At 63.8% G+C, this 20,729-nt stretch carries 20 protein-coding genes and 1 tRNA gene; 9 read left to right on the top strand and 12 right to left on the bottom strand.

Annotated features, from left to right (window positions below):
• The 8 genes from C444_RS15370 to C444_RS15335 all read right to left on the bottom strand — a co-directional run bounded on the left by C444_RS15370 (position 1) and on the right by C444_RS15335 (position 7,293).
• On the bottom strand, positions 1 to 495 hold the full coding sequence (locus tag C444_RS15370) for a hypothetical protein (protein ID WP_004593921.1): 495 nt from the start codon (positions 493 to 495) through the stop codon (positions 1 to 3).
• The gene (locus C444_RS15365) at positions 488 to 961 is read right to left on the bottom strand and encodes a hypothetical protein (RefSeq protein ID WP_004593919.1); all 474 of its coding nucleotides are present in this window, start codon (positions 959 to 961) and stop codon (positions 488 to 490) included. Before C444_RS15365 ends, C444_RS15370 begins: the two co-directional genes overlap by 8 nt.
• A gap of 68 nt (positions 962 to 1,029) precedes the next feature.
• A complete protein-coding gene (locus tag C444_RS15360) occupies positions 1,030 to 1,791 on the bottom strand; it encodes a hypothetical protein (protein WP_049909553.1) in 762 nt (253 codons plus the stop codon).
• A 380-nt stretch (positions 1,792 to 2,171) separates the two neighbouring features.
• Positions 2,172 to 3,773 (bottom strand): STT3 domain-containing protein, encoded by a 1,602-nt coding sequence (locus tag C444_RS15355; protein ID WP_239641312.1) that lies wholly within the window; start codon positions 3,771 to 3,773, stop codon positions 2,172 to 2,174.
• A 49-nt stretch (positions 3,774 to 3,822) separates the two neighbouring features.
• Positions 3,823 to 4,818, bottom strand: coding sequence for an NAD-dependent epimerase/dehydratase family protein (locus tag C444_RS15350; RefSeq protein ID WP_004593917.1), 996 nt, complete (start codon positions 4,816 to 4,818; stop codon positions 3,823 to 3,825).
• Positions 4,811 to 5,743, bottom strand: coding sequence for an NAD-dependent epimerase/dehydratase family protein (locus C444_RS15345; protein ID WP_004593915.1), 933 nt, complete (start codon positions 5,741 to 5,743; stop codon positions 4,811 to 4,813). The genes C444_RS15350 and C444_RS15345 overlap by 8 nt, the downstream gene beginning before the upstream one ends.
• A gap of 2 nt (positions 5,744 to 5,745) precedes the next feature.
• The gene (locus C444_RS15340; RefSeq protein WP_004593913.1) at positions 5,746 to 6,918 is read right to left on the bottom strand and encodes an NAD-dependent epimerase/dehydratase family protein; all 1,173 of its coding nucleotides are present in this window, start codon (positions 6,916 to 6,918) and stop codon (positions 5,746 to 5,748) included.
• A gap of 123 nt (positions 6,919 to 7,041) precedes the next feature.
• Positions 7,042 to 7,293, bottom strand: coding sequence for an NUDIX hydrolase (locus C444_RS15335; protein ID WP_004593911.1), 252 nt, complete (start codon positions 7,291 to 7,293; stop codon positions 7,042 to 7,044).
• A gap of 153 nt (positions 7,294 to 7,446) precedes the next feature.
• Here C444_RS15335 and C444_RS15330 point away from each other — a divergent pair.
• A tRNA-Pro gene (locus C444_RS15330) sits at positions 7,447 to 7,519 on the top strand.
• A 167-nt stretch (positions 7,520 to 7,686) separates the two neighbouring features.
• On the opposite strand, the gene C444_RS15325 is transcribed toward C444_RS15330, so the two are convergent.
• Positions 7,687 to 9,204 carry a hypothetical protein gene (locus C444_RS15325; protein WP_049909552.1) on the bottom strand — a complete coding sequence of 506 codons (1,518 nt, stop codon included), beginning with the start codon at positions 9,202 to 9,204 and terminating at the stop codon, positions 7,687 to 7,689.
• A 124-nt stretch (positions 9,205 to 9,328) separates the two neighbouring features.
• Between C444_RS15325 and trmY the strand changes: the two genes are divergently transcribed.
• Positions 9,329 to 9,925, top strand: a complete 597-nt coding sequence (trmY, locus tag C444_RS15320) for a tRNA (pseudouridine(54)-N(1))-methyltransferase TrmY (RefSeq protein WP_004593907.1) — start codon at positions 9,329 to 9,331, stop codon at positions 9,923 to 9,925.
• 131 nt (positions 9,926 to 10,056) lie between these two features.
• Positions 10,057 to 12,165 (top strand): hypothetical protein, encoded by a 2,109-nt coding sequence (locus C444_RS15315; RefSeq protein ID WP_004593905.1) that lies wholly within the window; start codon positions 10,057 to 10,059, stop codon positions 12,163 to 12,165.
• A 15-nt stretch (positions 12,166 to 12,180) separates the two neighbouring features.
• Here the strand turns inward: C444_RS15315 and C444_RS23000 are convergent, their stop codons facing one another.
• Positions 12,181 to 12,306: a hypothetical protein gene (locus tag C444_RS23000; RefSeq protein WP_275039451.1), complete on the bottom strand. Its 126-nt coding sequence runs from the start codon at positions 12,304 to 12,306 to the stop codon at positions 12,181 to 12,183.
• Positions 12,307 to 12,400: 94 nt separating this feature from the next.
• On the opposite strand from C444_RS23000, the gene C444_RS15310 reads away from it, so the two are divergent.
• The 3 genes from C444_RS15310 (at position 12,401) to tgtA (ending at position 14,840) form a co-directional block, all read left to right on the top strand.
• Positions 12,401 to 12,946 carry an NUDIX hydrolase gene (locus C444_RS15310; RefSeq protein WP_004593903.1) on the top strand — a complete coding sequence of 182 codons (546 nt, stop codon included), beginning with the start codon at positions 12,401 to 12,403 and terminating at the stop codon, positions 12,944 to 12,946.
• Positions 12,947 to 12,990: 44 nt separating this feature from the next.
• Positions 12,991 to 13,248, top strand: coding sequence for a hypothetical protein (locus C444_RS15305; RefSeq protein WP_004593902.1), 258 nt, complete (start codon positions 12,991 to 12,993; stop codon positions 13,246 to 13,248).
• Between the two features lie 119 nt (positions 13,249 to 13,367).
• Positions 13,368 to 14,840 carry a tRNA guanosine(15) transglycosylase TgtA gene (gene tgtA, locus C444_RS15300; protein WP_004593899.1) on the top strand — a complete coding sequence of 491 codons (1,473 nt, stop codon included), beginning with the start codon at positions 13,368 to 13,370 and terminating at the stop codon, positions 14,838 to 14,840.
• A 24-nt stretch (positions 14,841 to 14,864) separates the two neighbouring features.
• Here tgtA and C444_RS15295 read toward each other — a convergent pair whose 3' ends face one another.
• Both C444_RS15295 and C444_RS15290 read right to left on the bottom strand, forming a co-directional pair.
• A complete protein-coding gene (locus C444_RS15295) occupies positions 14,865 to 15,740 on the bottom strand; it encodes an NAD-dependent epimerase/dehydratase family protein (RefSeq protein ID WP_004593897.1) in 876 nt (291 codons plus the stop codon).
• Positions 15,741 to 15,801: 61 nt separating this feature from the next.
• Positions 15,802 to 16,947 (bottom strand): alginate lyase family protein, encoded by a 1,146-nt coding sequence (locus C444_RS15290; protein WP_193363360.1) that lies wholly within the window; start codon positions 16,945 to 16,947, stop codon positions 15,802 to 15,804.
• A gap of 370 nt (positions 16,948 to 17,317) precedes the next feature.
• On the opposite strand from C444_RS15290, the gene arcS reads away from it, so the two are divergent.
• From arcS to C444_RS15275, 3 genes are all read left to right on the top strand, one after another.
• Complete coding sequence (arcS, locus tag C444_RS15285; protein ID WP_004593892.1) at positions 17,318 to 19,105, top strand: archaeosine synthase subunit alpha; 1,788 nt, start codon at positions 17,318 to 17,320, stop codon at positions 19,103 to 19,105.
• A gap of 84 nt (positions 19,106 to 19,189) precedes the next feature.
• Positions 19,190 to 19,597: a VanZ family protein gene (locus C444_RS15280; RefSeq protein WP_004593891.1), complete on the top strand. Its 408-nt coding sequence runs from the start codon at positions 19,190 to 19,192 to the stop codon at positions 19,595 to 19,597.
• Positions 19,598 to 19,635: 38 nt separating this feature from the next.
• The gene (locus tag C444_RS15275) at positions 19,636 to 20,712 is read left to right on the top strand and encodes an archaeosine biosynthesis radical SAM protein RaSEA (protein ID WP_004593890.1); all 1,077 of its coding nucleotides are present in this window, start codon (positions 19,636 to 19,638) and stop codon (positions 20,710 to 20,712) included.
• The last annotated feature ends 17 nt before the right edge of the window (positions 20,713 to 20,729 follow it).

Genomic DNA, 20,729 nt, shown 5'->3' with positions numbered 1-20,729 from the left:
TCAATTCTGCGCTCGAATCCGCCTGTCGAGGATCGCGACCGTACCGGCCGTAAGTAGCGCTACGACAAGCACGGTCGGGTCCGAAGACACGTACAGGCTCGGTGTCGGCGGTCGCCAGTTCGTGAACGGATACAGCCAGGCGTTTGCTCGTCCATCAGCGTACACTCGCATCCCATCAAACAGCAGCGACGTGAGGCCGCCGAACGTCACGAGGCCGAACACTCGCATCCAGTGGTGTCTATCGAATGCAACGGTGATGATCCCGGCCAGTAGCAGGACTCCGCCGAGTGTCGAGAGCGGATCGTACGCAAACGGGACGCCGAGGAGAGCCTCCACTGTGCTGTCGTCAAGCACAATCTCGACTTTCACCAGATCGGGAATCGCCGCACCGCCAATTCCGACAACAATCCAGCGCCGGTCGAGCCAGTCGGCGCGCCAACTCGTGACTGTGAGGAGAATGTACGGAACGAGAAAGTGGGTCAGCAGGTCAGCCATCGCGGGCCTCCAGTGTCCACGTCTCTCGGTCAATTCGCCAATACCGGAAGAACAGGAGCAGGAATCCGAGTGCGCCGACGGCCGAGGCGCCGTACTTGTAGAACTCGGCCCACCGACTGCTGCTGACGACTTCGACGTGCTCGGCCGCTATCGTCTGATCGGGTTTGAGCGTCCCGTACACCTGAACGACGCCACCGGGTTCGACGGCTGTTTTCATCCCGGTGACTCTGAGTACGATTTCCTCCCCATCGCTCTCGGCTTTAATCTCCATCTCGTCTTCGCTGGTCTCTGTCACCGTGCCAACCACCATGAGGTCTTGTCCGACGTACGATTCGTACCCGGCCGAAAGGTCCGTAGCATCCGGATACGGTGACCATCTATCTTCCGTCACCTCCGCGTGGACGAACAGTCCCCCAAGTGTCAGACACAGCACGAGCACGATGACGACACGAACCCAGACGCACACACCCTCTGTTCTTTCGGTGGGTACAATGGTCGTTTCGCTTCAGACCCACAGCGCGCCTGTCTCCGAAATCACTCGACAGTGACGTTGCCGCCATTGTACACCATCTGTTCTGTGACTTCGATCGTCGTTTCATTTCCGTTATCGGTCGTCACGGTGTACGTCCCGGGATTTGCGACGGTAACAGTGAAGTCACCGTTCTGGTTGGCTGTCGTCTGGCGCTCGTAGTCGACCTCTCTCTCTGAGACCGCGACCGTCGTTACGACCGAGACGGTCGAGTTCGGGGCTGCGGTCCCCTGTATCGCTCCACCGGGAACGACCGCGAACGCCTTGTGGCTCCCGTCGTCGCTCGTGAAAAGTGGTCGGTAGTGAGCCAGCCCGTCTACATTTCCGTTCCGGCTTCCGAAGTGCTGGTGCAACCGAGCGTACATCGTGGTCGGTTCCTCGACGTCGTTCTCTGTCGTCACGACGTACCCGACCCGGTTGGAAATCCGATCGTGGGCCGCACTAGGGTCTGTCGCTGCGACGAACGGCCCGTATGTCTGGCGAGCGTAGCCGTAGCTCCGGGACTCACCGTTGACGAAGTAGTTGTACACTCGGTTCTGTCCCCAGCGGCTGAGGACGTAGCTTTCGGGGTATTCGAGTCCGCGCTCTGCAGCGTCTGCCTCGATTGCAGTCGCCGCGTCGTATGTCCCGTCATCGACGAGTACCTGACTCGTTTTGACCGGAACCTGCACCATCCCGAGGGCCCCGAACAACAGAAACAGCACGAACAGCGAGGCAACCGCGCGGGTGTCCGGAACGAGTACGTCCCGTAGGTCCCTATCACCCATTCGTCTTTAGCTAACACCAGTAGTAATTCTTGGAAATGAAATTATAACTGTGGATGTTAGGAGAACCAATTCCGTCGGTCGAGGNCATTCGTCTTTAGCTAACACCAGTAGTAATTCTTGGAAATGAAATTATAACTGTGGATGTTAGGAGAACCAATTCCGTCGGTCGAGGTGCTGTCCCTTGTGAAATCCTGCGATGATCAACAATAGCATCGGTGGTTTTCGTCGTTTTGGTGTGGTGTATGGGCGAAATTCGACCGAAAATCACGGTCTAACAGTATTACTGTGAGTATTAGCTAAAGACGAATGNTCGTCGTTTTGGTGTGGTGTATGGGCGAAATTCGACCGAAAATCACGGTCTAACAGTATTACTGTGAGTATTAGCTAAAGACGAATGCCCTATCACCAGTCGTCAGCACCGGACGGGCGAGATCGACCCACGAGGCGACCCAGACGAATGCGAGGCCGGCGAACAAAGCAAGAAACGGGGCCAGTTCGCCGACGAAACGGACCTGGATCACGGCGAGGGCGAACAGTACCCAGGCGTAGCTACTGGCGACGAGCCAGCCGCTCCGGTCGTTCCGAGCGAGGTCGACGCCCCAGACCATCGCCGGGAGCGCCAGGAACAGCGTCAGACCGAGCAGAAACAGGAAGCCGAAAGCGTCCGCGCTGAATAGTCCATATGTCTCAGCGATCCCGTCGGACCGAAACAGGAGGCTGAGACGCCTGTTGAACGTACCCCACTGTTCTGTGAAGCCAAAGCGGAAGAGGAGGAGACCGACGACACCAAGCCCGATATCGACCGCCGCCAGTTGCTCGGTAGTACCACCGACGCGCCTGACTGTTTCTGCTGTCGTAATGATGACGGCAGTGCCCAGCGTTAGCAGTGCTGGCGCACTGGCAACGAGCGCAGTTTGCCAGCCGGTGACAGTATGGGCACTCCAAGCGAGTATCGCCCCGAGGCTAACGCCGGCAAGGGCTGGCGCGCTCCTGACCAGTGCCGACCGGTCGTTAGACACGTCAAGAAATGTCTGGCCTAATACGACCAGACTGACTGGCAGGACAAGCAACGGCCCGGCCTCCCACGCGAGCACCTGGCCGGCAGTCCCGACACCGATGCCGACTGCGGCGATCCACGGCTGTGGTCGACGAAGCGACGTTCGCTTTGTGGCGGTCGTTAGCGCGACTACGAGTGCAAGGGCGGTGAGTCCCAGCCAGGGATAGTCGAAGGCGTGGTGATCCGCGAACCCCAAGCTCGTCCGGAAGGCGTGGCCGGGAATGAACGCGAGGAAAAGGACCGATGCGAGGCCGACACGCCGGTCGCTGGACACTCGAACTGCGAGCAAATAGAGCAGGACGCTCGTGACGAGTGCTGACACGACCGGATACCAGGCGAGAACGTGGCCAATGACTGTTTTGCTCCCGCCGAAGAGGCTGGAAACCCACCAGAGCGTCGCGATAGTGAGTGGCTCCCCTTTAGTTAGTGCCTCTGGCAGCACGGAGAGCGCCCCGAAATCGGCCGCGCTGCCGGCGTTTGCCGCGACCTGTTCGACGTGGTACCTGTAGTAGTAGGGGTCGTTACTCGATAGAACGATGTCGCCGCCACGATATATCGACCCGATGACGTACGTTCGGGCGACGAAGACGACCGCTAGGGCGGCGACAAGCAGGCCAGTTGCTCGCGCGTCGAAATCAAATCGTAGCACATCACGGAAAGCCGTCCCGTACCCGCTGTCACTACTGACCTTGGATTCGTCGCTAAGCGCGGCTCGCACAGCATCGGGATCAGCGACGCGGTACTCGTCACCGTCTTTCTCGACGATGCCCGCGGAGACGAGTTCGCCGAACTGGCCCGAATCGATGGGAATGTCGTCGAAGGTCCAGCCATCCTGTTTGTCATCGACGGCCAGAACCGCTTCTGTCGCGGATTTCAGTTCGGGCCGGTCATTGAGTACCGCTCCCGTCCCGGGCGTATCGCTCATGTCTCCTCTCTTTCCGGTCTGGCGAATAAATCCATCGGGACTCGCTGTCCTACGCGTCCGCCGACTGCAGCGCCGCTCGGATGGCCGATTCCACGTCGTGGTCCGACGTCCATCCCAAGGTGTCGGTCGTTCGCTCGGTGTCAACCGGGAAGGAGTCGACGAGCGTCTCGTCGTCGCCCCGGGGGTTCTCGACGAGTTCCACGTCGGCATCGATGTCGGCGACATCAGCGGCGATATCTTTGACAAGGTTGGCGACGGTGTGGACGCTCGGGTCCTCGTCGCTGGCGATTTCGTACTTCTCGACGCCGGTCTCGCCACGGTCCAGCTGCTCCAACAGCCGCTCGCAGCTGTCGACGTAAGCCCGGGCCACGTCCTTGACGTGGATGAAGTTCCGGGACTGCGTCCCGGGCTCGTAGACCGTCAGCGTCTCGCCGGCGAGCGCGCGGTTCACGAAGAAATTGATGACGGTCCCCTTCGAGACGGTCTGGCCGTCCAGTTCGTGGCTGCCGTAGAGGTTCGAAATCATGAACTGGTGGGCCGGGAATGCACCGTCGGCGTAGGTCTCGATGGCGCGCTCGTTGAGTAATTTCGTCCGGCCGTACCAGTTCAGCGGGTCCCGCAGGTGATCGACGGTGATGGGGAACTCCTGTGGGTCGCCGATGACGGCCATCGAGAATGGGAAGATCAGCGCCGCGCCGGTCTTGCGGCAGAACCAGGCGACGTTGTCCGTTCCTTGTACGTTGACCTCGTAGGCCAGATCCTGCTTTTCCTCGCAGTCGTCGACGCCGGACACCGCCGCGAGGTGCATCACGACGTCGGCCCCGTCTAGCGCTGCTTCCAGACGGTCCCGGTTCCGGATGTCGACGTGTTCGATGTCGACATCGCCGACGGACCGCACGGTACCGAGATAGAAGTTGTCGATAGCGGTAATCTCCCAGTCGGGGTGGGCCTGCTGTAGTTCGTAGATGACGCGGCTGCCGATGTAGCCCGCTCCGCCGGTGACGGCGATGTGGGGCCGTTCGCTGGTAGGTTCTGTCTCAGACATTGGTGGTGAATTTCTCCGCGAGGTCGCGGACGCCCTCGCGGAGCGTCCACGATGGTTCGAAGTCGGTCCGACTCAGTCGGTCGAAGTTGACGTGATAGGACGGCCCAGGATGTTCGTCTTCGAGGTAGGTCACATCGACCGGGGCGACCTCGTCGGCGACGATATCGGCAATTTCAGATATCTGGTAGTTCGCATCCGTCGACCCGACGTTGTACACTGGTTCGTCCCAGGACTCGGGGTCGCATGCCGCCTCCGCATAGGCGCGGGCGGCGTCTTGGACGTGGATGAACGGCCGCCAGTTCGAGCCGTCGCCGTAGACGGTGAGCGGGCGGCCTGTGAGCGCGCGGAATACGAAGTAGTTCACGACAAGGTTGAACCGGATGCCCGGCGAGTGGCCGAAGTTGGTGGCCATCCGCAGGGCGATGCCGGTCATATCGAACTCCTCGCAGTACTCCCGCAGCAGCGTCTCGGACTGCAGTTTCGTCTCCGCGTAGGGGTTGATGGGGTCCGGGTCGACTGTCTCATCAATGTCGGTGCTGGTCGCGCGGCCGTAGACGTTGCACGAGGAGGCAAAGACCACGTGGTCTACCCCGAGTTTGCCGGCTGCAGTCAGGACGTTCTCGGTGCCGTCGTAGTTGATATCGAACGTCTCGTCGCGGCGTTCGTGTGTGCTCGACGCACCGGTGACGGCCGCCAGATGGATGACGCGGTCGACACCGCGCATGGCGCTTTCCACGTCACCGTACTCGCGGACATCGCCCCGGCGGAATTCGAGCCCGTCCCCGAGCGTCCCCAGCAGCGCCCGCGGCGACCCCGAGGAGAGGTCGTCGAAGACAACGACGTTGTCTACACGCTCGTCTGCCCGCAGCAGCGGTATCAGCGCGCTGCCGATGTAGCCACAGGCCCCGGTGACCAACACGTCCATCGTCAGTCCTCGCTCAGGACGCCCGGCAGGAAGCGGTCCTCGTGGGCCTCGATGGTGTCGGCGTAGCGGGTCAGCGTCTCGAAGATGTCGCCGACGCCGTCCTCGAAGGACTGGGACTGGCCGCCGATGAGGTCGGCGTACCGGTCGTTCTCGATCTCCATCTTGTGGGTCTCGTCCTCGTCGCGGGGGTTCTCGAAGTGCTCGACATCCACGTCGAGGTCGTACTCGCTGCCCACGTCGGCGATGGTCTCGGCGATTTCGACGATGCTGATGGCCCGCGTGACCTGGTTGTACACCGTCAGCCCCTCGGGGCGCTCGTTGGGGTCGGTCAGCGCAACTTCGGCCAGCCCTTCGACGGCGTCTTCGAGTGAGATGAACGGCTTGCGCTGCTCGCCTTTACCGTACACAGTGACGGGATAGCCTGCGACGGCCTGCGCACAGAAGCGGTGCGTGACCGTCCCGAAGTAGTAGTCGAAGTCGAAGCGGGTCTTGAGCCGGTCGTCTTCACGGGTCTCCTCTGTCTCGGTCCCGTAGACGATGGCCGTCCGCACGTCCGAGATCGGGATGTCGAACTGCGTGTGGGCCAGCCGCATATTCTGTGCGTCGAAGCCCTTCGTCGCGTGGTACCAGCTCCCGCCCATGTTGGGGAACGGCACGTCGTCGCGCTCGCCTTGGTTCTCCATCGCCGCGCCGCCCTCCGGAATTGGGAACTCCGGCGCGCCGTAGACGCCCGTCGTCGTCGTCTCGACGAAGTGGGTGTCGGTGAGGTCGTGTTCTTCGAGGCCCCACAGGAGGTTCCGCGTCGCCTGGAGGTTGTTATGCTGGGTGTAGTTCGCCCGTTCGCCGTTGATCTGGGAGTACGGCGCGGACGGCTGGGCGGCGGTGTGGACGACAACCTCGGGTTCGTGAACCGTCAGCAGCTCGTCAACGAAGGACTTCTCGGCAAGATCGCCCTCGACGAATGAAAGGTTCGTCAGGCCGTGGACCTCGCGGGCCGCGTCGAGGCGCTCGTCGATGCTAGCCACTGGTGTCGCGCTCGTCGCGCCGACGTCCTCGACCCACTCCCGTCGGCCGAAGTTGTCGACGAGCAGCACTCGGTCGTCCGTTTGGTCCGCGATTCGCAGTGCGGCCGGCCAGCCGACGTAGCCGTCACCGCCAGTGATGAGGATCGTCATAGTTACTCAGATAGTGAGTAACTGCGATGGGTAATCAATCTTCTGTTCAGTTACCTGCTAGTCTCGTATAGCCCGACTGCTCTTGAGACATGTATCCGGCCATAAAACAACAATTTGCACCCGCTACTGGCCGATATCGAACTGCTCGAAGGACTCCGTGACGTACTGGTTCGTGTCCCCTGGTGGTTCCGTGACGACGCGATAGGCGTCGTGCTGGTCGTCGAGTGTAATTTTCGCCGCGTCGTCCAGTCGTTCACCCCTATGGAGGCGGCTCCCCGGCCAGAACCACTCGCCTTTGGCTGGCTCGTTCTGTCGTCGTGTGAGTACGATGCCGTCCTCGTATTCGACAGCGAAGTCGACACAGGGCTGGGGCATGTTGTCGACTCAGGTCGCGAACGTCGCTGCTGGAATGCGTTCGTCGTGGATCTCCATGTCTTTCGCTTGCGGACTGCTGATGAAAGCACTCCCTATCTCGCTGTTTCGCAACCGTTAAAACTGCCCCTGTCTTCTATCCGATTGCTATCGCACGGGCCGGTGGGGTAGCCTGGTATCCTTCGGCCTTCGGGTGGCCGTAACCGCGATTCGAATTCGCGCCGGCCCACTTTTCCAACTCAAACCAGTGAGTGACATCTTTCGGTTTCCAGATGGTCGTAACGCGTTCCCGTGAGCGAAGGAACTGTGCGCTTGCGGCGCTTTGCTCCGCGGCGGTTCAAATTCGAACTGACCCCGGTTTCAATTACAGCACCAAGATCGCTCTCCACACGATTCTTAGCCTGTGCTCCGACCCCGATCGACTTTGTAGGCCTGCCCGCGGAACTCGAACCGGCGACTGTCCGAATCGTATCCAAGTACGCCGTCGACGGCCTGTTCGTCGGTCTTGACGACGACGCGGCTCACGTCGTCTGTCAGGAACGGGAGGGCGTTACGAAGTCCGCCCTCGTACGTGGCGAACCGACCACTTGTCATCACCTGTTCGGCGATGATCCGCTCGCTCGCGCTGTCGGCGTGAGTCAGCGAGAACGTCGCATCGGCAGGGCGTTCCCCATCATGGCGGTCAGTCGTCACCGTGACGGTATCGCCATCACGCGCCGTCGACACGCTGTCGGTCGGTGTCACAGCAGCCCGGCCACCGATCAGTTCGACCAGCGCACCGCTTTCGGTCGTCGTGTGCCCGTAGCCGGCGACGACGGCGTACTCGCCGCCGCCGAGGTAGCCTTGCGTGAGGCCGTCACAATGGCAGTCGCCGGTTCCACAACCGACAGCCTGTCGGTTAAACGCCCGGAGGCCCCACTGTTCCCGGCCGCCCGGAACCAAGATACGACAGTCAGCGGTGTGGCCCGTCGGTGCAATGTGGAACCACTCGCCGTCGACGAGTTTGTAGAGGTCCCAATGGCCACACTGCAGTCGCTCGTGGCTGTTATTGACCATCTCGAAGCCCACCTGTGCGTCCAGTTGTACTCGCTCGGCGGTTGGACGAACGAAGGCCGGGGTCGTCTTATCTGCTTCGTGGAACCATTGGACGCCGCCATCGCCGGGAAACGGCGGCAGCGAGCGCCCAGCGAACCGGGACTCCGTTTCCGGGCCGGGATTTCGCGTATCCCAGACGGAGATCGAGAGTGACTCGTCCCGTCCGCGGAACTCGTAGGTCCCGGTCGGCCGCCCGGACTGGCCCGGTTCGCCGACGAGCGCGTACTCCAGTTGGACCCAGTCACCAGGGTCCAGCCGGTGCGTCTCTGGCATCCACGGGCCGACGTCGTCGACGCGCCAGTACCCTTCCTCCGTTCGGCCGAGCGAGGGCACTTCCACAGCGAGTTCATTGTTCTCCGTGGGTGCGAGATGGAGGCGCGCTTCGTGGTCATAGCCGCTGGGTTGGCGGCTGTGTGTCCGTCCGACCCCCGGAATCCACTCGATTCTGAACGTGTTCTCGAACTCGTTGCCGTTCTGGAGCCAGCCGCGAAGCGTGGCCGGATGGCTGTCGGTCGCCGTCCGGTCGAACCAGAGCCCGATTCGCGCCCCATCGTCGGTATGGAGTCCTGGCGAACTGAGCGCGTAGGTCCGCGGCCCGGTTGCCAGTTCGACGACGGTCGTCGGGTCCTCGGGTCTGGGTGGATCGTCGGTGTCTGTCGGTGTCTCTGTCCCGCTGTCGCTCGCCTCGGTCGGTGACTGGACCGGGCGCGGTGCCGGCGTTACCTCGTCGGTTTCGTCGGTGCCGAGGGTACCGAACGAACAGCCGGCGAGCCCGGCCATCGCACCCGTGACCGACGCGAGGAGGGCGCGTCTGTGCATGAATGAGCGATTCGTCGCTCCCGGTAAACCCTTTCTGGACGCTCAGACGGCGTTTGTAGCGTTCTTCCCTGTCGGTGCTGACAGCAGTCGACGGACGTAAATCGCCGTGGGGTGACGACTCAGTATGCGCCAGTTCGTCATCATCGGCCACGACGCCCCGACGACGCCGGAGTTCTCGCTCGACGACCTGGCCGGCGCTGCCGGCCGGCTCGACGTGCTCTGTCGGTGCGTCACCAGCGCGTTCTTCCTGAGCCACGCTATCCGGGAGGACGTTCGGGTCCACCTCATTCTATCGGACGAGTACACCGTCACGTTCGAGGGGAGCGACCTCCGCCGGCTGAATCCGGACGAGCGGTCCACGGCGGCACTGATCCGCAAGGCGCTAGAAGAGCGCGAGGAAGCTATTGGTCACATCCCGGTCGAAACGTCGCCGGGGGTGTCGCTCACAAGGCGTGGGTTCGAGGGGACGCTTGACGACGTGGCGAGCCGCGGAACCATCGTCCAGTTGCACGAGGACGGCGACCCCGTCGTCGACGTTGCCCCGCCGTCGGACCCGGTGTTCGTCCTCTCCGACCACCACGACTTCCGGGAGGAGGAAGGGGTGCTGCTGGCTGATCACGCGGACGAGCGCGTCTCGCTTGGCCCGAAGGCGCTCCATGCCGACCACTCGATCACGGTCGTGCACAACTATCTGGACACGGCGGGGTTCGAGCGGTATTGACGGGGCACGCTGGGAGACTGCCAGAAGGGTTTTCCTCCGCGGTTCGCTGATTGGTGTATGGAATTATTGGGTTCGGAAACCGGCGCTCGCCGGTGTTTCAAACGCCTGACACGCTGTCGACAGAGGTACCGATGAGCGAGCGCGATCGGCTCTCTCGACGCGCGGTCCTGCAGTCGGTCGCCGGGGCCGGCCTCGTGTCCATCGCTGGCTGTTCGGCACTCGAAGGCGGGCGCGACGGCACGGCTACGCCGGTCGACGGCAAGCGGGCCGCGGAGCTCGCGCGCCGGTTCGCACCGACGCTGTACTTCGACCAGGCGGAACCGTGGTTTCCGACGGACCCGCGGCCGTACACCAGCGAGCAGGACGGGGAGACCGTTGTCGACGGGTTCGACGCGTTCAACGGGTATCACGAACGGATGACCGACGGCGAGCCGCCGGACCCGACGGTGTTCTACCACGCCGTCGAGTACGAGCGCTCGCCGCTCGCCGTCGTCCAGTTCTGGTTCTACTCGGCGTTCGACCAGTTCACGACCAACTTCCACTGGCACGACTGGGAGGCACTGCACGTGTTCGTCGACACGGAGACGGGCGACCCGCAACTGTACGTCGCCAGTTCCCACTCCCGGAAGGTACCCAACAACGAGTTCCTCGACCCGGACCCGGAGATGGTCCCTCGCATCCTCTCTGAACTGGGCTCGCACTCCAGCGCGCTGTCGGTCAACGACGTCCGCGACCGGTTCACCCGGTTGCCGGAGGGGGACCGGTTCGCTGACATCACGAACAGCGCCGTCGAGACCATCGAGGACCTCGCGGAGATCCCCGTCGCCTACGGCCTCCCGCGCGACGAGGGCTCCCGGCTCCCCTATCTCGTGCCGGAGTACGAGGGCGCGCCGCTGTACGAACACGAGCGGCTCCCGTCGGTCAGCCGCGAGGACCTCATCTCGGAGTCGCTCACCGTCCGCTCGTTCGACAGCCTCACCGAACCGCCGACGGACCTGCCGACGCGGGAAACGGGGCTCGTGTTCCAGCACACCGACCGCGGTGAGGCCGACCCGGACATCGAATACGATCTCGTGCCGAGCAGTGAACTGGAACACATCGCCGATTTCACCGGCCCGCAGTTGAGCTTCGAGTTCGCTGTGCCCGAGTTCGCCGAGGACGCCGTCGCGGGCCATATCACGACGACGGGCGCGCCCTGGGATCAGCCCCGATACGAGAACCCCGCCGCGGACATCTCCGAGCCGAACCACCGGGCGGCGCTGGCCGAGCGCTACGACGCCATCGGCGCGCCGGCGGAGATACGGACCGTCGTCGCCAGCCTCTCGGAAGCCGTTTCGAACGACGACGCACCGGAAGACGAGGGGCTCACGACCGAGGACACGGCCGTCGAGTCCGTCGCCCTGCTGGAGAGCGACCCAGAGGCCGTCCCGACCTTTTCGGGACTGGCCGTCGTTCAGGACGTGCCCGCGGGCGACCATCGGTTCACCGTCAACGGGGCCGGCGTCGCGCCACACAGCGAGACGGTGTCTGTCCCCGACGCGGAGACGGCCGACGGGCCGACCAGAGCCGGGGTCGACGGCGAGGTCTCACTCGTCGCCCGGGAAAACGCCACCCGCCTCGAAATCGATCCGTCGGGGACTGACAGCGATCTCACCGACCTCGCCGTCGAGGACGACTTCGCCGGGCGGCTGTACGATGCACCGCTCTCGGAGCCCGACGCCGTGTACGTCCACGGCGGCGGCGCGTACACGACGGAGGTCCGGGACCGCGATGACGAGGTCGGCGCGTTCCGGGTGAATCCGGATTCTGAGGCCGACACTGCCACACAGATCGAACAACCCCGAACCGGCAAGGCGTCGCTGGCGTCGTTCCTCGTCGATATCGCCGAGGAAACGCGGCAAGCGGTGCTCAACGAGATGGACGACGACGGTGATGATGATGGCGATACAGAGAACGGAAGCAGCGGCAGCGGTGGCTCCGGGAACGCTATCCAGGGACTCGAACGCGCGCTCGCCGCTGTCGTCGAGGCCGCCAGGCGGGCAACCAAGCGCGCCGAGGCCGGCGACCGCGGGAATGCCGACAAACAACTCCAGGTCGTCGCCGACCGCCTCCAGCGCGTCGCGGCCAGAATCGAGGAGGCCAGCGACGACCTGTCCGACCCGCTATCGAACGCGGCCCGGAAGCGTCTCGAACAGGCAGATAGGCGGACCAAGCAGGCTCAGGCCGCCGACAAACTGTAGGTCACCGTCACGCTCTCAGAGCCCGAACCACCGAGCTAGCGCACCGGCCACGAGGACCAGTCCCCCGGCGATGAACGTCCCGGGGACCGGGAGGACGAACAGCACGATACCAAGCAGGAGGCCGATAATCGAGATTCTCATGTCATCTGTGCGTAGGCCGGCACGTCTCATTCGTCCGGTGCTTGCATTTGCGTGGACCCGTGCGGACTTTGCCGGTGGAGGACACACTGCCGGTATGGACGAGGAACTCGCTTGGGAGACGCTCGGTGCCGAAACCGCCTACGCCTGTCCGGGCTTTGATGTCATCCGCGAGGCCGTTCGCCTCCCTGACGGGACGGAGGGGGAGTTCGACTACGTGCGAAACGGCGATAGCGTCGTCATCCTCCCGTTCACTACCGACGGCGACGTAGTCGTCATCGAGGAGTGGCGACAGCCGATCCGGCGGGTCAACCGCGGCTTGCCGGCCGGAACGATGGAGGCCGAGGACGACGATCCGCAGGTCACCGCCGCCCGCGAACTCCGCGAGGAGACGGGCTACGAGGCAGACACGCTCGACCACCTCTATACGGGCGAACCGGCCAACGGTAATACCGACTACGTGTTCCACTACTACGTCGCACAGGGGTGCGAGGCCACGGCCGACCAGGACCTGGACCACAACGAATCGATCCGCGTCGACACCACCGACTTCGACTCCCTGGTCCAGTCGGTGCGCGACGGAACGCTTCGGGACGGTCGCGCTGCCTTGGGTATCATGTACTACGCGCTGTTCGAGCGCTGAACCGACGACAGCTTGAAACATTGTGGAGTGTTATCTAGTAACATATGGCCTCGATTGCACTCGACGAACAGACGGAGCGCCGGCTGGATAAACTGCGCGCGGCCGTCCGCCGCCGGACCGGCCAGCCGATTTCGCGGGCGGAGTTGCTCGAACGCCTCGTCGAGGACGCCTACGGGTCCCGCGGCGAGGTGGTCGATATGTTCCGGACGTCACAGGCGTACGTCGCCGACGAGGAGACCGGGACCGTCCATCGGCCCGAGCGCAAACTGATACCTGGCGGACCGGAGCGACCCGACGAATAGCGACGCTGTGCCGGCTGGCCCGTCGTTCGGCCAACTGCGGTTATCGGTTTCCGCCAGCGACGAACGGCCAGCCACGGGGGAACACAACCCTTAGGCGCGCCGGCCGACGACGACGTGTAATGACGAATTTCGAGGTCCGCCAGTACGACGCAGCGGGCCGGCTGGGCGAGCTAACGGTACCACGGGCCGGTGTCACCGTCGAGACGCCGACGATCCTGCCGGTGGTCAATCCCCACGTCCAGACGGTCGCACCGGCAACGTTGGCGTCGGAGTTCGGGGCGGAGATACTCATCACGAACAGCTACATCCTGCACGGCTCCGATGACCTCCGTGAGCCCGTACTGGAGCAAGGCCTCCACGACCTGCTCGGGTTCGATGGGGCTATCATGACCGACTCCGGGTCCTTCCAGCTCGCCGAGTACGGCGACATCGACGTGACCACTGAGGAGATACTTGAATTTCAGCACGAAATCGGCTCGGACATCGGGACGCCGGTGGACATCCCGACGCCGCCGGACGTGGATCGCGAACGGGCGACCGAAGAACTCAAAACGACACAGGAACGGCTCGAACACGCTGCCACCGTCGACACCGGCGAGATGCTCGTCAGCGCGCCGGTTCAGGGCGCGACATATCCGGATCTGCGGGAGCGTGCCGCCGCAGACGCCGTCTCGACCGGACTTGACGTGTTCCCGCTGGGAGCCGTCGTCCCCCTGATGAACGAGTACCGCTACGCCGACCTCGCTGATGTCGTCGCGGCCTGCAAGCGTGGGCTGGGGGAGGTCGGTCCGGTCCACCTGTTCGGCGCGGGCCACCCGATGATGTTCGCGATGGCGGCGGCGCTGGGCTGTGACCTGTTCGATTCGGCGGCCTACGCGCTATACGCCCGCGATGACCGGTATCTCACGGTGCAGGGGACGGAACTGCTTGACGAACTGAGTTACTTCCCGTGTCACTGTCCAGTCTGTACAGACCACACACCAGCGGAACTCGATGCGATGGACGCTGACCAGCGTGAGGAACTGCTCGCGCGACACAACCTCCACGTCACCTACGGCGAAATCCGGACGGTCAAGCAGGCGATTCGCTCGGGTAACCTCATGGAACTCGTCGACAGCCGCGCTCGCGGCCATCCGGCGATGCTCGACGGCTTCCGCGCGCTGCTCGACCACGCTGAGCAGCTCGAACGGACCGACCCCGTCTCGAAGGACGCCTTCTTCTACACCTCACACGAGAGCGCCCGCAGACCCGAGGTCCGACGCCATCAGGACCGGCTGGAGCGTCTTCCGGTCGAGGGCGACGAGGTCCTGCTGACCGAAGGCAGTTCCAGCGCACAGTACGATGAGAGCTGGGGCGTTCTGCCCCCGTTCGGTCCGTATCCGCGAGAACTCGCCGATACCTATCCGCTGACTGCCGAGGTCCCGGACCGAACCGACCGAGCGGCCTACGAAGCCGCAGCGACGGGGGTCCGGCGGCTGGTCGAACTCCATCCTGACGTGTCCTTCACGCTGGTCCACGACGACTGGCCGGCGACGGCGCTCGACCGTGTTCCAGAGCGCGTCCGCCTCCGGGACCTGCACGCCCGCGACTGACGACGCAATTGTCTTGACCGCGAGTCAGACCGTCGGGACGTCCACGTCTTCATCGGCGGCCTCGCGCCAGGAACGGGTCGGTTCCCAGCCCAACAGCTCCGTGGCTTTGGCCGTCGAGTACGCCGCGGCGTCCCCCTCGACCGTACAGTCATCCGGAACGCTACCGTACTGCTCTTGCATGAGGTCGACCAGCGGCCGGCCCAGCGCGTTGTCGGGTCCCACGCAGTTGAACGCCTCGTGACCGTCTATCTCGGCCCTGAGCGCGGCCTCTACGAGATCGACCACGTCCCGTACGTCCACGTACGACCAGTAGTTGCCCGCGCCGGCTGCGAGGTCGTCGACGTACTCCTCGTCTCGACAGGGGTACTCACCGGGAATCTGTATCCACGAGGGGCGAATCGATGCCACCGAGATACCGTCTCGACGAGCGATTGTCTTCCCGATCTCCTCGGTGACGACCTTCGAGAGCCCGTAGTCGTCTTCGGGCCTGCGCGCGTGCTCTTCTGTGATCGGGAGTTCGTCCGGCACGGGTGTCTCCTCGGCGAAGAAGAAACCGTATGCGCCATCTGAAGAGCCCTGCACCACGTCAGCGCCGACGCGGCCAGCCGCCGAGAGGACGTTATGCGCTGCCAGTGCGTTGTTTTGAAACAGGTCTACTCCAGGGTGGTTCCCGGCGACCGGAATCGCCGCCCAGTGGATCACCGCGTCCGGGTCGCTGGCGGTGAGCGCGTCGAAGACGCTCCCGGCATCTGTCAGATCGAGCGCTTGGTAGTCGACGGCCGGATGACCACCCTCGTCGGGGAGTCGTCGGTCAAGAACTGTTACGTCGTGCGGTCCGGCGAGGCTGTCGACGATCCAGCGACCGGAACTGCCTCGGCCACCGGTTACGACTACATCCATACCGGCTCTGGGGCCGCTGCCATCCAAAGCGTGGCGGTGTGCGTTCTCGGGAACGACGCCGTTACACGTCCAGCTGGAACCGCTCACCGTGTGTGAACGTCGTCCAACCGAGAATGCGTTCGTCCCGATGCGGCCGGTCGGGGTTGTCGATTGCCGCCTGCTGTGCCGAGACGTATGTCGGGACGTTCTTCACCGGCTGTCCGCTCTGTTTGAGTGCTTCCAGATACGCGTCTTTTTCGTAGTACGAATAGGCCACCTCGTACAGCGAGGACGCCGATTCCTGTTTTCTGGCGGGGAAGCCGTCATTGTTGACGAACCGGTCGGGGTCGCCCTCGCCCATCGCTTCCCATGCCTCTGGGTCACCCACGTATGGCGCGTGGGCGTCGAGAATCCGCTCGATCGCCCCTTTGTCGCCGTCGAATTTCTGGTACTCGTACAGCGTGGGGCCATCGAGCTTGTCGGCATAGAGTCGGCTGAGTTCCGCGGCGGTGACCAGTGCCTTCGCCGCGTACAGCGAGTACGCCAGACTCGATGCGCGAATGATCTCGTTCTCCAGCAAACCGTCCTCGCGGAGTTGGTTGAAGCCGGTCTCACGGTTCCGTTGCATAGCGTTTCGGAACCGGTCCCAGTCCCGGAGATACACAGCCCCGGCGGCGTGGGTCATCTCCTGCCAGTTGAAGATGTTCTGTTGCCCCATCTCGGTCGGAACATTATGCCCAACGTCGTCTAAGAACGTCTGGACCCACTTCTGTAGGTCGGTCTCCGAGCCGACGCTGTCATCGTTCCACGCCTCGTGGCCGCGAACGAGTTCCGCACCCCACCACATTTTCGGGAGTGTGATGTACTGTTCGATGCTGTTTGTTTTGACGGGCGCCATGTAGGTCTCCGACCGCAGGAACCAGTGGTCAAGCAGTTCGATAGCTTTCTCGGCGTACTGGTCCGCGCCGGTGTACTGATAGGCGAGGCCGAGGTCACGGATCCGATCCCCCGTCCTGATGGCGGCGACGTAGTCCTTGCGTTCTGCGGGGTTTTTGGGCCCTTTCGTTTTGAACTCGTGACCGTCGCCGTTGTCCGTGACACTCTCGGGATCCGCTGCCATCGCATCACGGACATCGTTCATAAAGGCCTCGTGGGCCCCTGTCCACGGGCTGTCTCCGTTCTCGATACGGGACCGTATCCCAGCCAGTGTGTCGAGATGGACGAACATCGCGGGCCTGCTTTCCGTTGTTGACTCGGATATCTGTTCAGTTGGTGTCGGTTCCATCTCCTCCGTTGCGGCTCTGGCGTCGGAGTTGCCCGACGGAAGGACAGTCGAACAGCCACCCAGCGCTGCGGCTGCCCCCGAGAGGGCGATCAACACGTCTCGTCGTGTCTGTCGCTGCACGAGTGGCCGGTCGTCTCCTATAGATTTAGTTAGGGTCCAGTTAATCAGTGGATAGCGACCTGTTCGCGATAATCATGGCCACATAACTACCGACCGGAGCGACGTATGCTGAATTTGAACCGCCCTTCGGTCACGGGGGGGCGGTGCTGGTCCAAAGGCAAGATAGTTGGTTGCGCGTGGCTGACGCCATTGCATGACCGACTACTTCGAGGTCCACGAGCGCGACAGCGCCGCGCGAGTGGGTGAGTTACGCCTCGCCGACTCCGTGACGACGCCGGCGCTGGTCGACGACGTGGACACCGAGACGCCGGGCAACTGTCGACATGTCCTTGATGACGCCGGAAGCCGCTGGTCCACCGAGCGAGACGCCCCCGACGGCGACGACTCGCTGCTCACCGTTTTGCCACATCGTGGACTCCCCGCCGGCACCCCGGATGAAGTCGCCGAGGCCTTCGCCGTCGACTATCCAGATGTCACGTTCCCGAGCGCGGCCGTCGTTTCGCCCGATACCGCGGCCGACCACGGCAGTGACGCCTACGTGCTTGCCGGTGCGCCCGGCTACGTCGGGCACGCGTCGGCGTTCGTCGACGCCGTCACCACTGTTCGGGAGAGTATCCCCGCCGACACCGCGCTCTACCTGCCCGGCGTCGCCACGCCGCGAAATGTTGCGACGCTCGTCTACGCCGGTGTCGACCTTGTCGACCCCGACCGCGCCGTCATCCGCGGGACCGAGGGCCGCTATCTCACGACCGACGAGGCGTACTTCCTCGAAGACCTCGATGAACTCCCGTGTGCGTGCCCGGCTTGCCAGCAGCCCCGCGAGGAGTTCGACCGCGAAGACTGCGTCGAACACAACGTCAACGCGCTCGCTGCGGAACTCCGGCGCGTCCGCCGCCGGATTCGCGACGGTCGCCTCCGTGACTACGTCGAGGGACAGGCCAGACAGGACAACTGGCTCACCGCGACGTTCCGACGGCTGGATCAGGAATACGGCTACCTAGAGGAACGAACGCCGCTCATCCGACGGGCCGACCTCTCGGCGGCCAGTGACGACTCGCTCCGGCGGGTCGAGATTCAGCGCTTCGCCGAGCGGGTCACCGACCGCTACGTGCCGCGTTTCGACGACCGGCCGCTCGTGCTGGTTCCCTGCTCCGCGCGTAAGCCCTACAGCGACTCCCAGAGCCACAAACAGTACCACGACGCCATCAAGTGGCGCGCCCACGTCGTCTCGATGACCTCACCTATCGGCGTCGTCCCACAGGAACTCGAACTCACCTACCCCGCCCAGCACTACGACTCCGTCGTCACGGGCAACTGGACCGCCACCGAGATCGAGTTCGTCAGCCGCGTGCTCGAACGCTACTTAGAAGGCACCGACTACCCGGAGATTATTGCCCACGTACCCGGCGAAGGCTACCGCGAAATCTGCGAGCGCGTGGCCGATTCACTGGACCGGGAGTTCATCTATACGGTCACCGACCACCCGACGACGGCGGATTCACTGGGGAACCTCGCTGCCGAACTGGAGGGCTGGGACCGCTATCCGAAACGAGAACGCGAACACAACACCATCCGTGCTGTCGCGGACTACCAGTTCGGCGAAGGCGCGGGCGACGAACTGTTCGACGACCTCTCGACGCAAGGCCGGTATCCGCAACTTCGTGCTGACGACGCAGACGGCGAGCAGTTGGCCGCGCTCGCCCAGCAGTATGGCGTGCTCTCGCTGACCACCGCCGGAGCGCGCCGTTGGGTCGAGAGCGACGTACCAACGAAAACCGTCGAAATCGAGCCGTTCGTCCCCCACGGCTCGGTGCTTGCGCCGGGCATCACCGATGCTAGCGACGATATCCGTGTCGGCGACGACGTGGTGATTCGGGGCGATGCGGCCTTTGGCGTCGGTCGCGCTCAGATGAGCGGCCCGGAGATGCAGTCCTCGACTCGCGGTATCGCCGTCCAGATGCGCCACACCGAAGAGCAGTAACACCGCATCTACCGGCTACCGGGGACTCGGCTGGCATCTCCGTCTGATCGCGCGACTTTTTTGACGGCCGCGACAACCGCCGATATGGACTGGTCGGGACGGCGTCGGTACCTGCCCGCTGTCGGGTTCTCCCTGTTGATACTCGTCACCTCGCTGCTCCCCATTCCCGAGGGGCCGAGCGAGCAGATCCCTCTGTTGCTCGGCGTGCCACTCGACAAGTGGGTTCACGCGGCGAGCTACGGCACGCTCACGGCGGTGCTGGCGTGGGGGCGACGCGCACACGGTTGGGTCACGGTGGCGGCGCTGGCGGCCGTCGCGGTTCTCTTTGGGGCCGGAGTGGAACTCTTCCAGGGATTCGTCCCCTCGCGCGGAACCAGCGGCGCTGATTTCTTCGCTAACTCCGTCGGGGCCGCGATGGCCGGGTTGGTGTGGTTCGTGACCCACCGAACCGGCGTACTTTCCAATCAGACCGACCCACAATCCCGGCGGTAACGAAGCGGCTTTACGCGCTCATCGGCTACCTCGCCCCAATGAGCAAGCCCAGTCCTGAAGTCTACGAGGAGGGCAAGGGCATGGACGCCCACAACTCCGTGATGCGTGACATCCGGTCGCGCAACGACTCCACCTACGACCCTCGCGAGCCGACCCGCGTGTGGCTCGACGAGGACAACACACCCGATGGTGTCTACCAGAGCCTGACTATCATCCTGAACACCGGCGGCTGCCGGTGGGCCCGCGCCGGCGGCTGTACGATGTGCGGTTACGTCGCCGAGAGCGTCGAAGGTGGGACCGTTGCCCATGAGGACCTCATGGCCCAGATCCAGCACTGTCTGGACCACGAGAGCGAGAACAGCGACGAACAGAGCGGTCTCATCAAGATCTACACGTCCGGGAGCTTCCTCGACGAGCGCGAAGTCCCGGCGGAAACACGTCAGGCTATCGCCGAGACGTTCGCGGACCGCGAGCGGATCGTCGTCGAGTCGCTGCCGGACTTCGTCGACGAGGAGACGGTCGGCGACTTCGTCGACGTGGGTCTAGAGACGGATGTGGCGGTGGGTCTGGAGACGGCGACCGACCGCGTGCGCCACGACTGCGTGAACAAGTACTTCGACTTCGCCGACTTCGAGGAAGCCTCCGAGGCGGCACAGGACGCCGGTGCCGGCGTCAAGGCGTACCTGCTGATGAAGCCGCCGTTCCTCTCCGAAGCCGAGGCCGTCGAAGACATGAAGCGGTCGGTGCGCCGGTGTGCGGCCGTCGATGGCTGTCACACCGTCTCGATGAACCCCTGTAACGTCCAGCGCTATACGATGGTCGAGGAGCTGTACCACGACGGCGGCTACCGGCCGCCGTGGCTCTGGTCGGTCGCCGATGTGCTGGAGTCGACCGCTGACGAGGACGTCATCGTCGTCTCGGACCCCGTTGGCCACGGCAGCGACCGCGGCCCGCACAACTGCGGCGAGTGTGACGACAAGGTCCAGCGCGCTATCAAGGACTTCGACCTCCGACAGGATCCGTCGGTGTTCGAGCAGGTCAGCTGCGAGTGCGAAGCGACGTGGGACGCCGTCATCGAACGCGAACGCAGCTACTCGCTCCCGCTCGCCCGGTAACCCCGGGATCCCTCGGG

The organism is Haloarcula japonica DSM 6131 (assembly GCF_000336635.1).
Taxonomy (GTDB): Archaea; Halobacteriota; Halobacteria; order Halobacteriales; family Haloarculaceae; genus Haloarcula; species Haloarcula japonica.
Note: the sequence above shows the minus strand (reverse complement) of the source record. Positions and strands in the feature narration are given on the sequence as shown.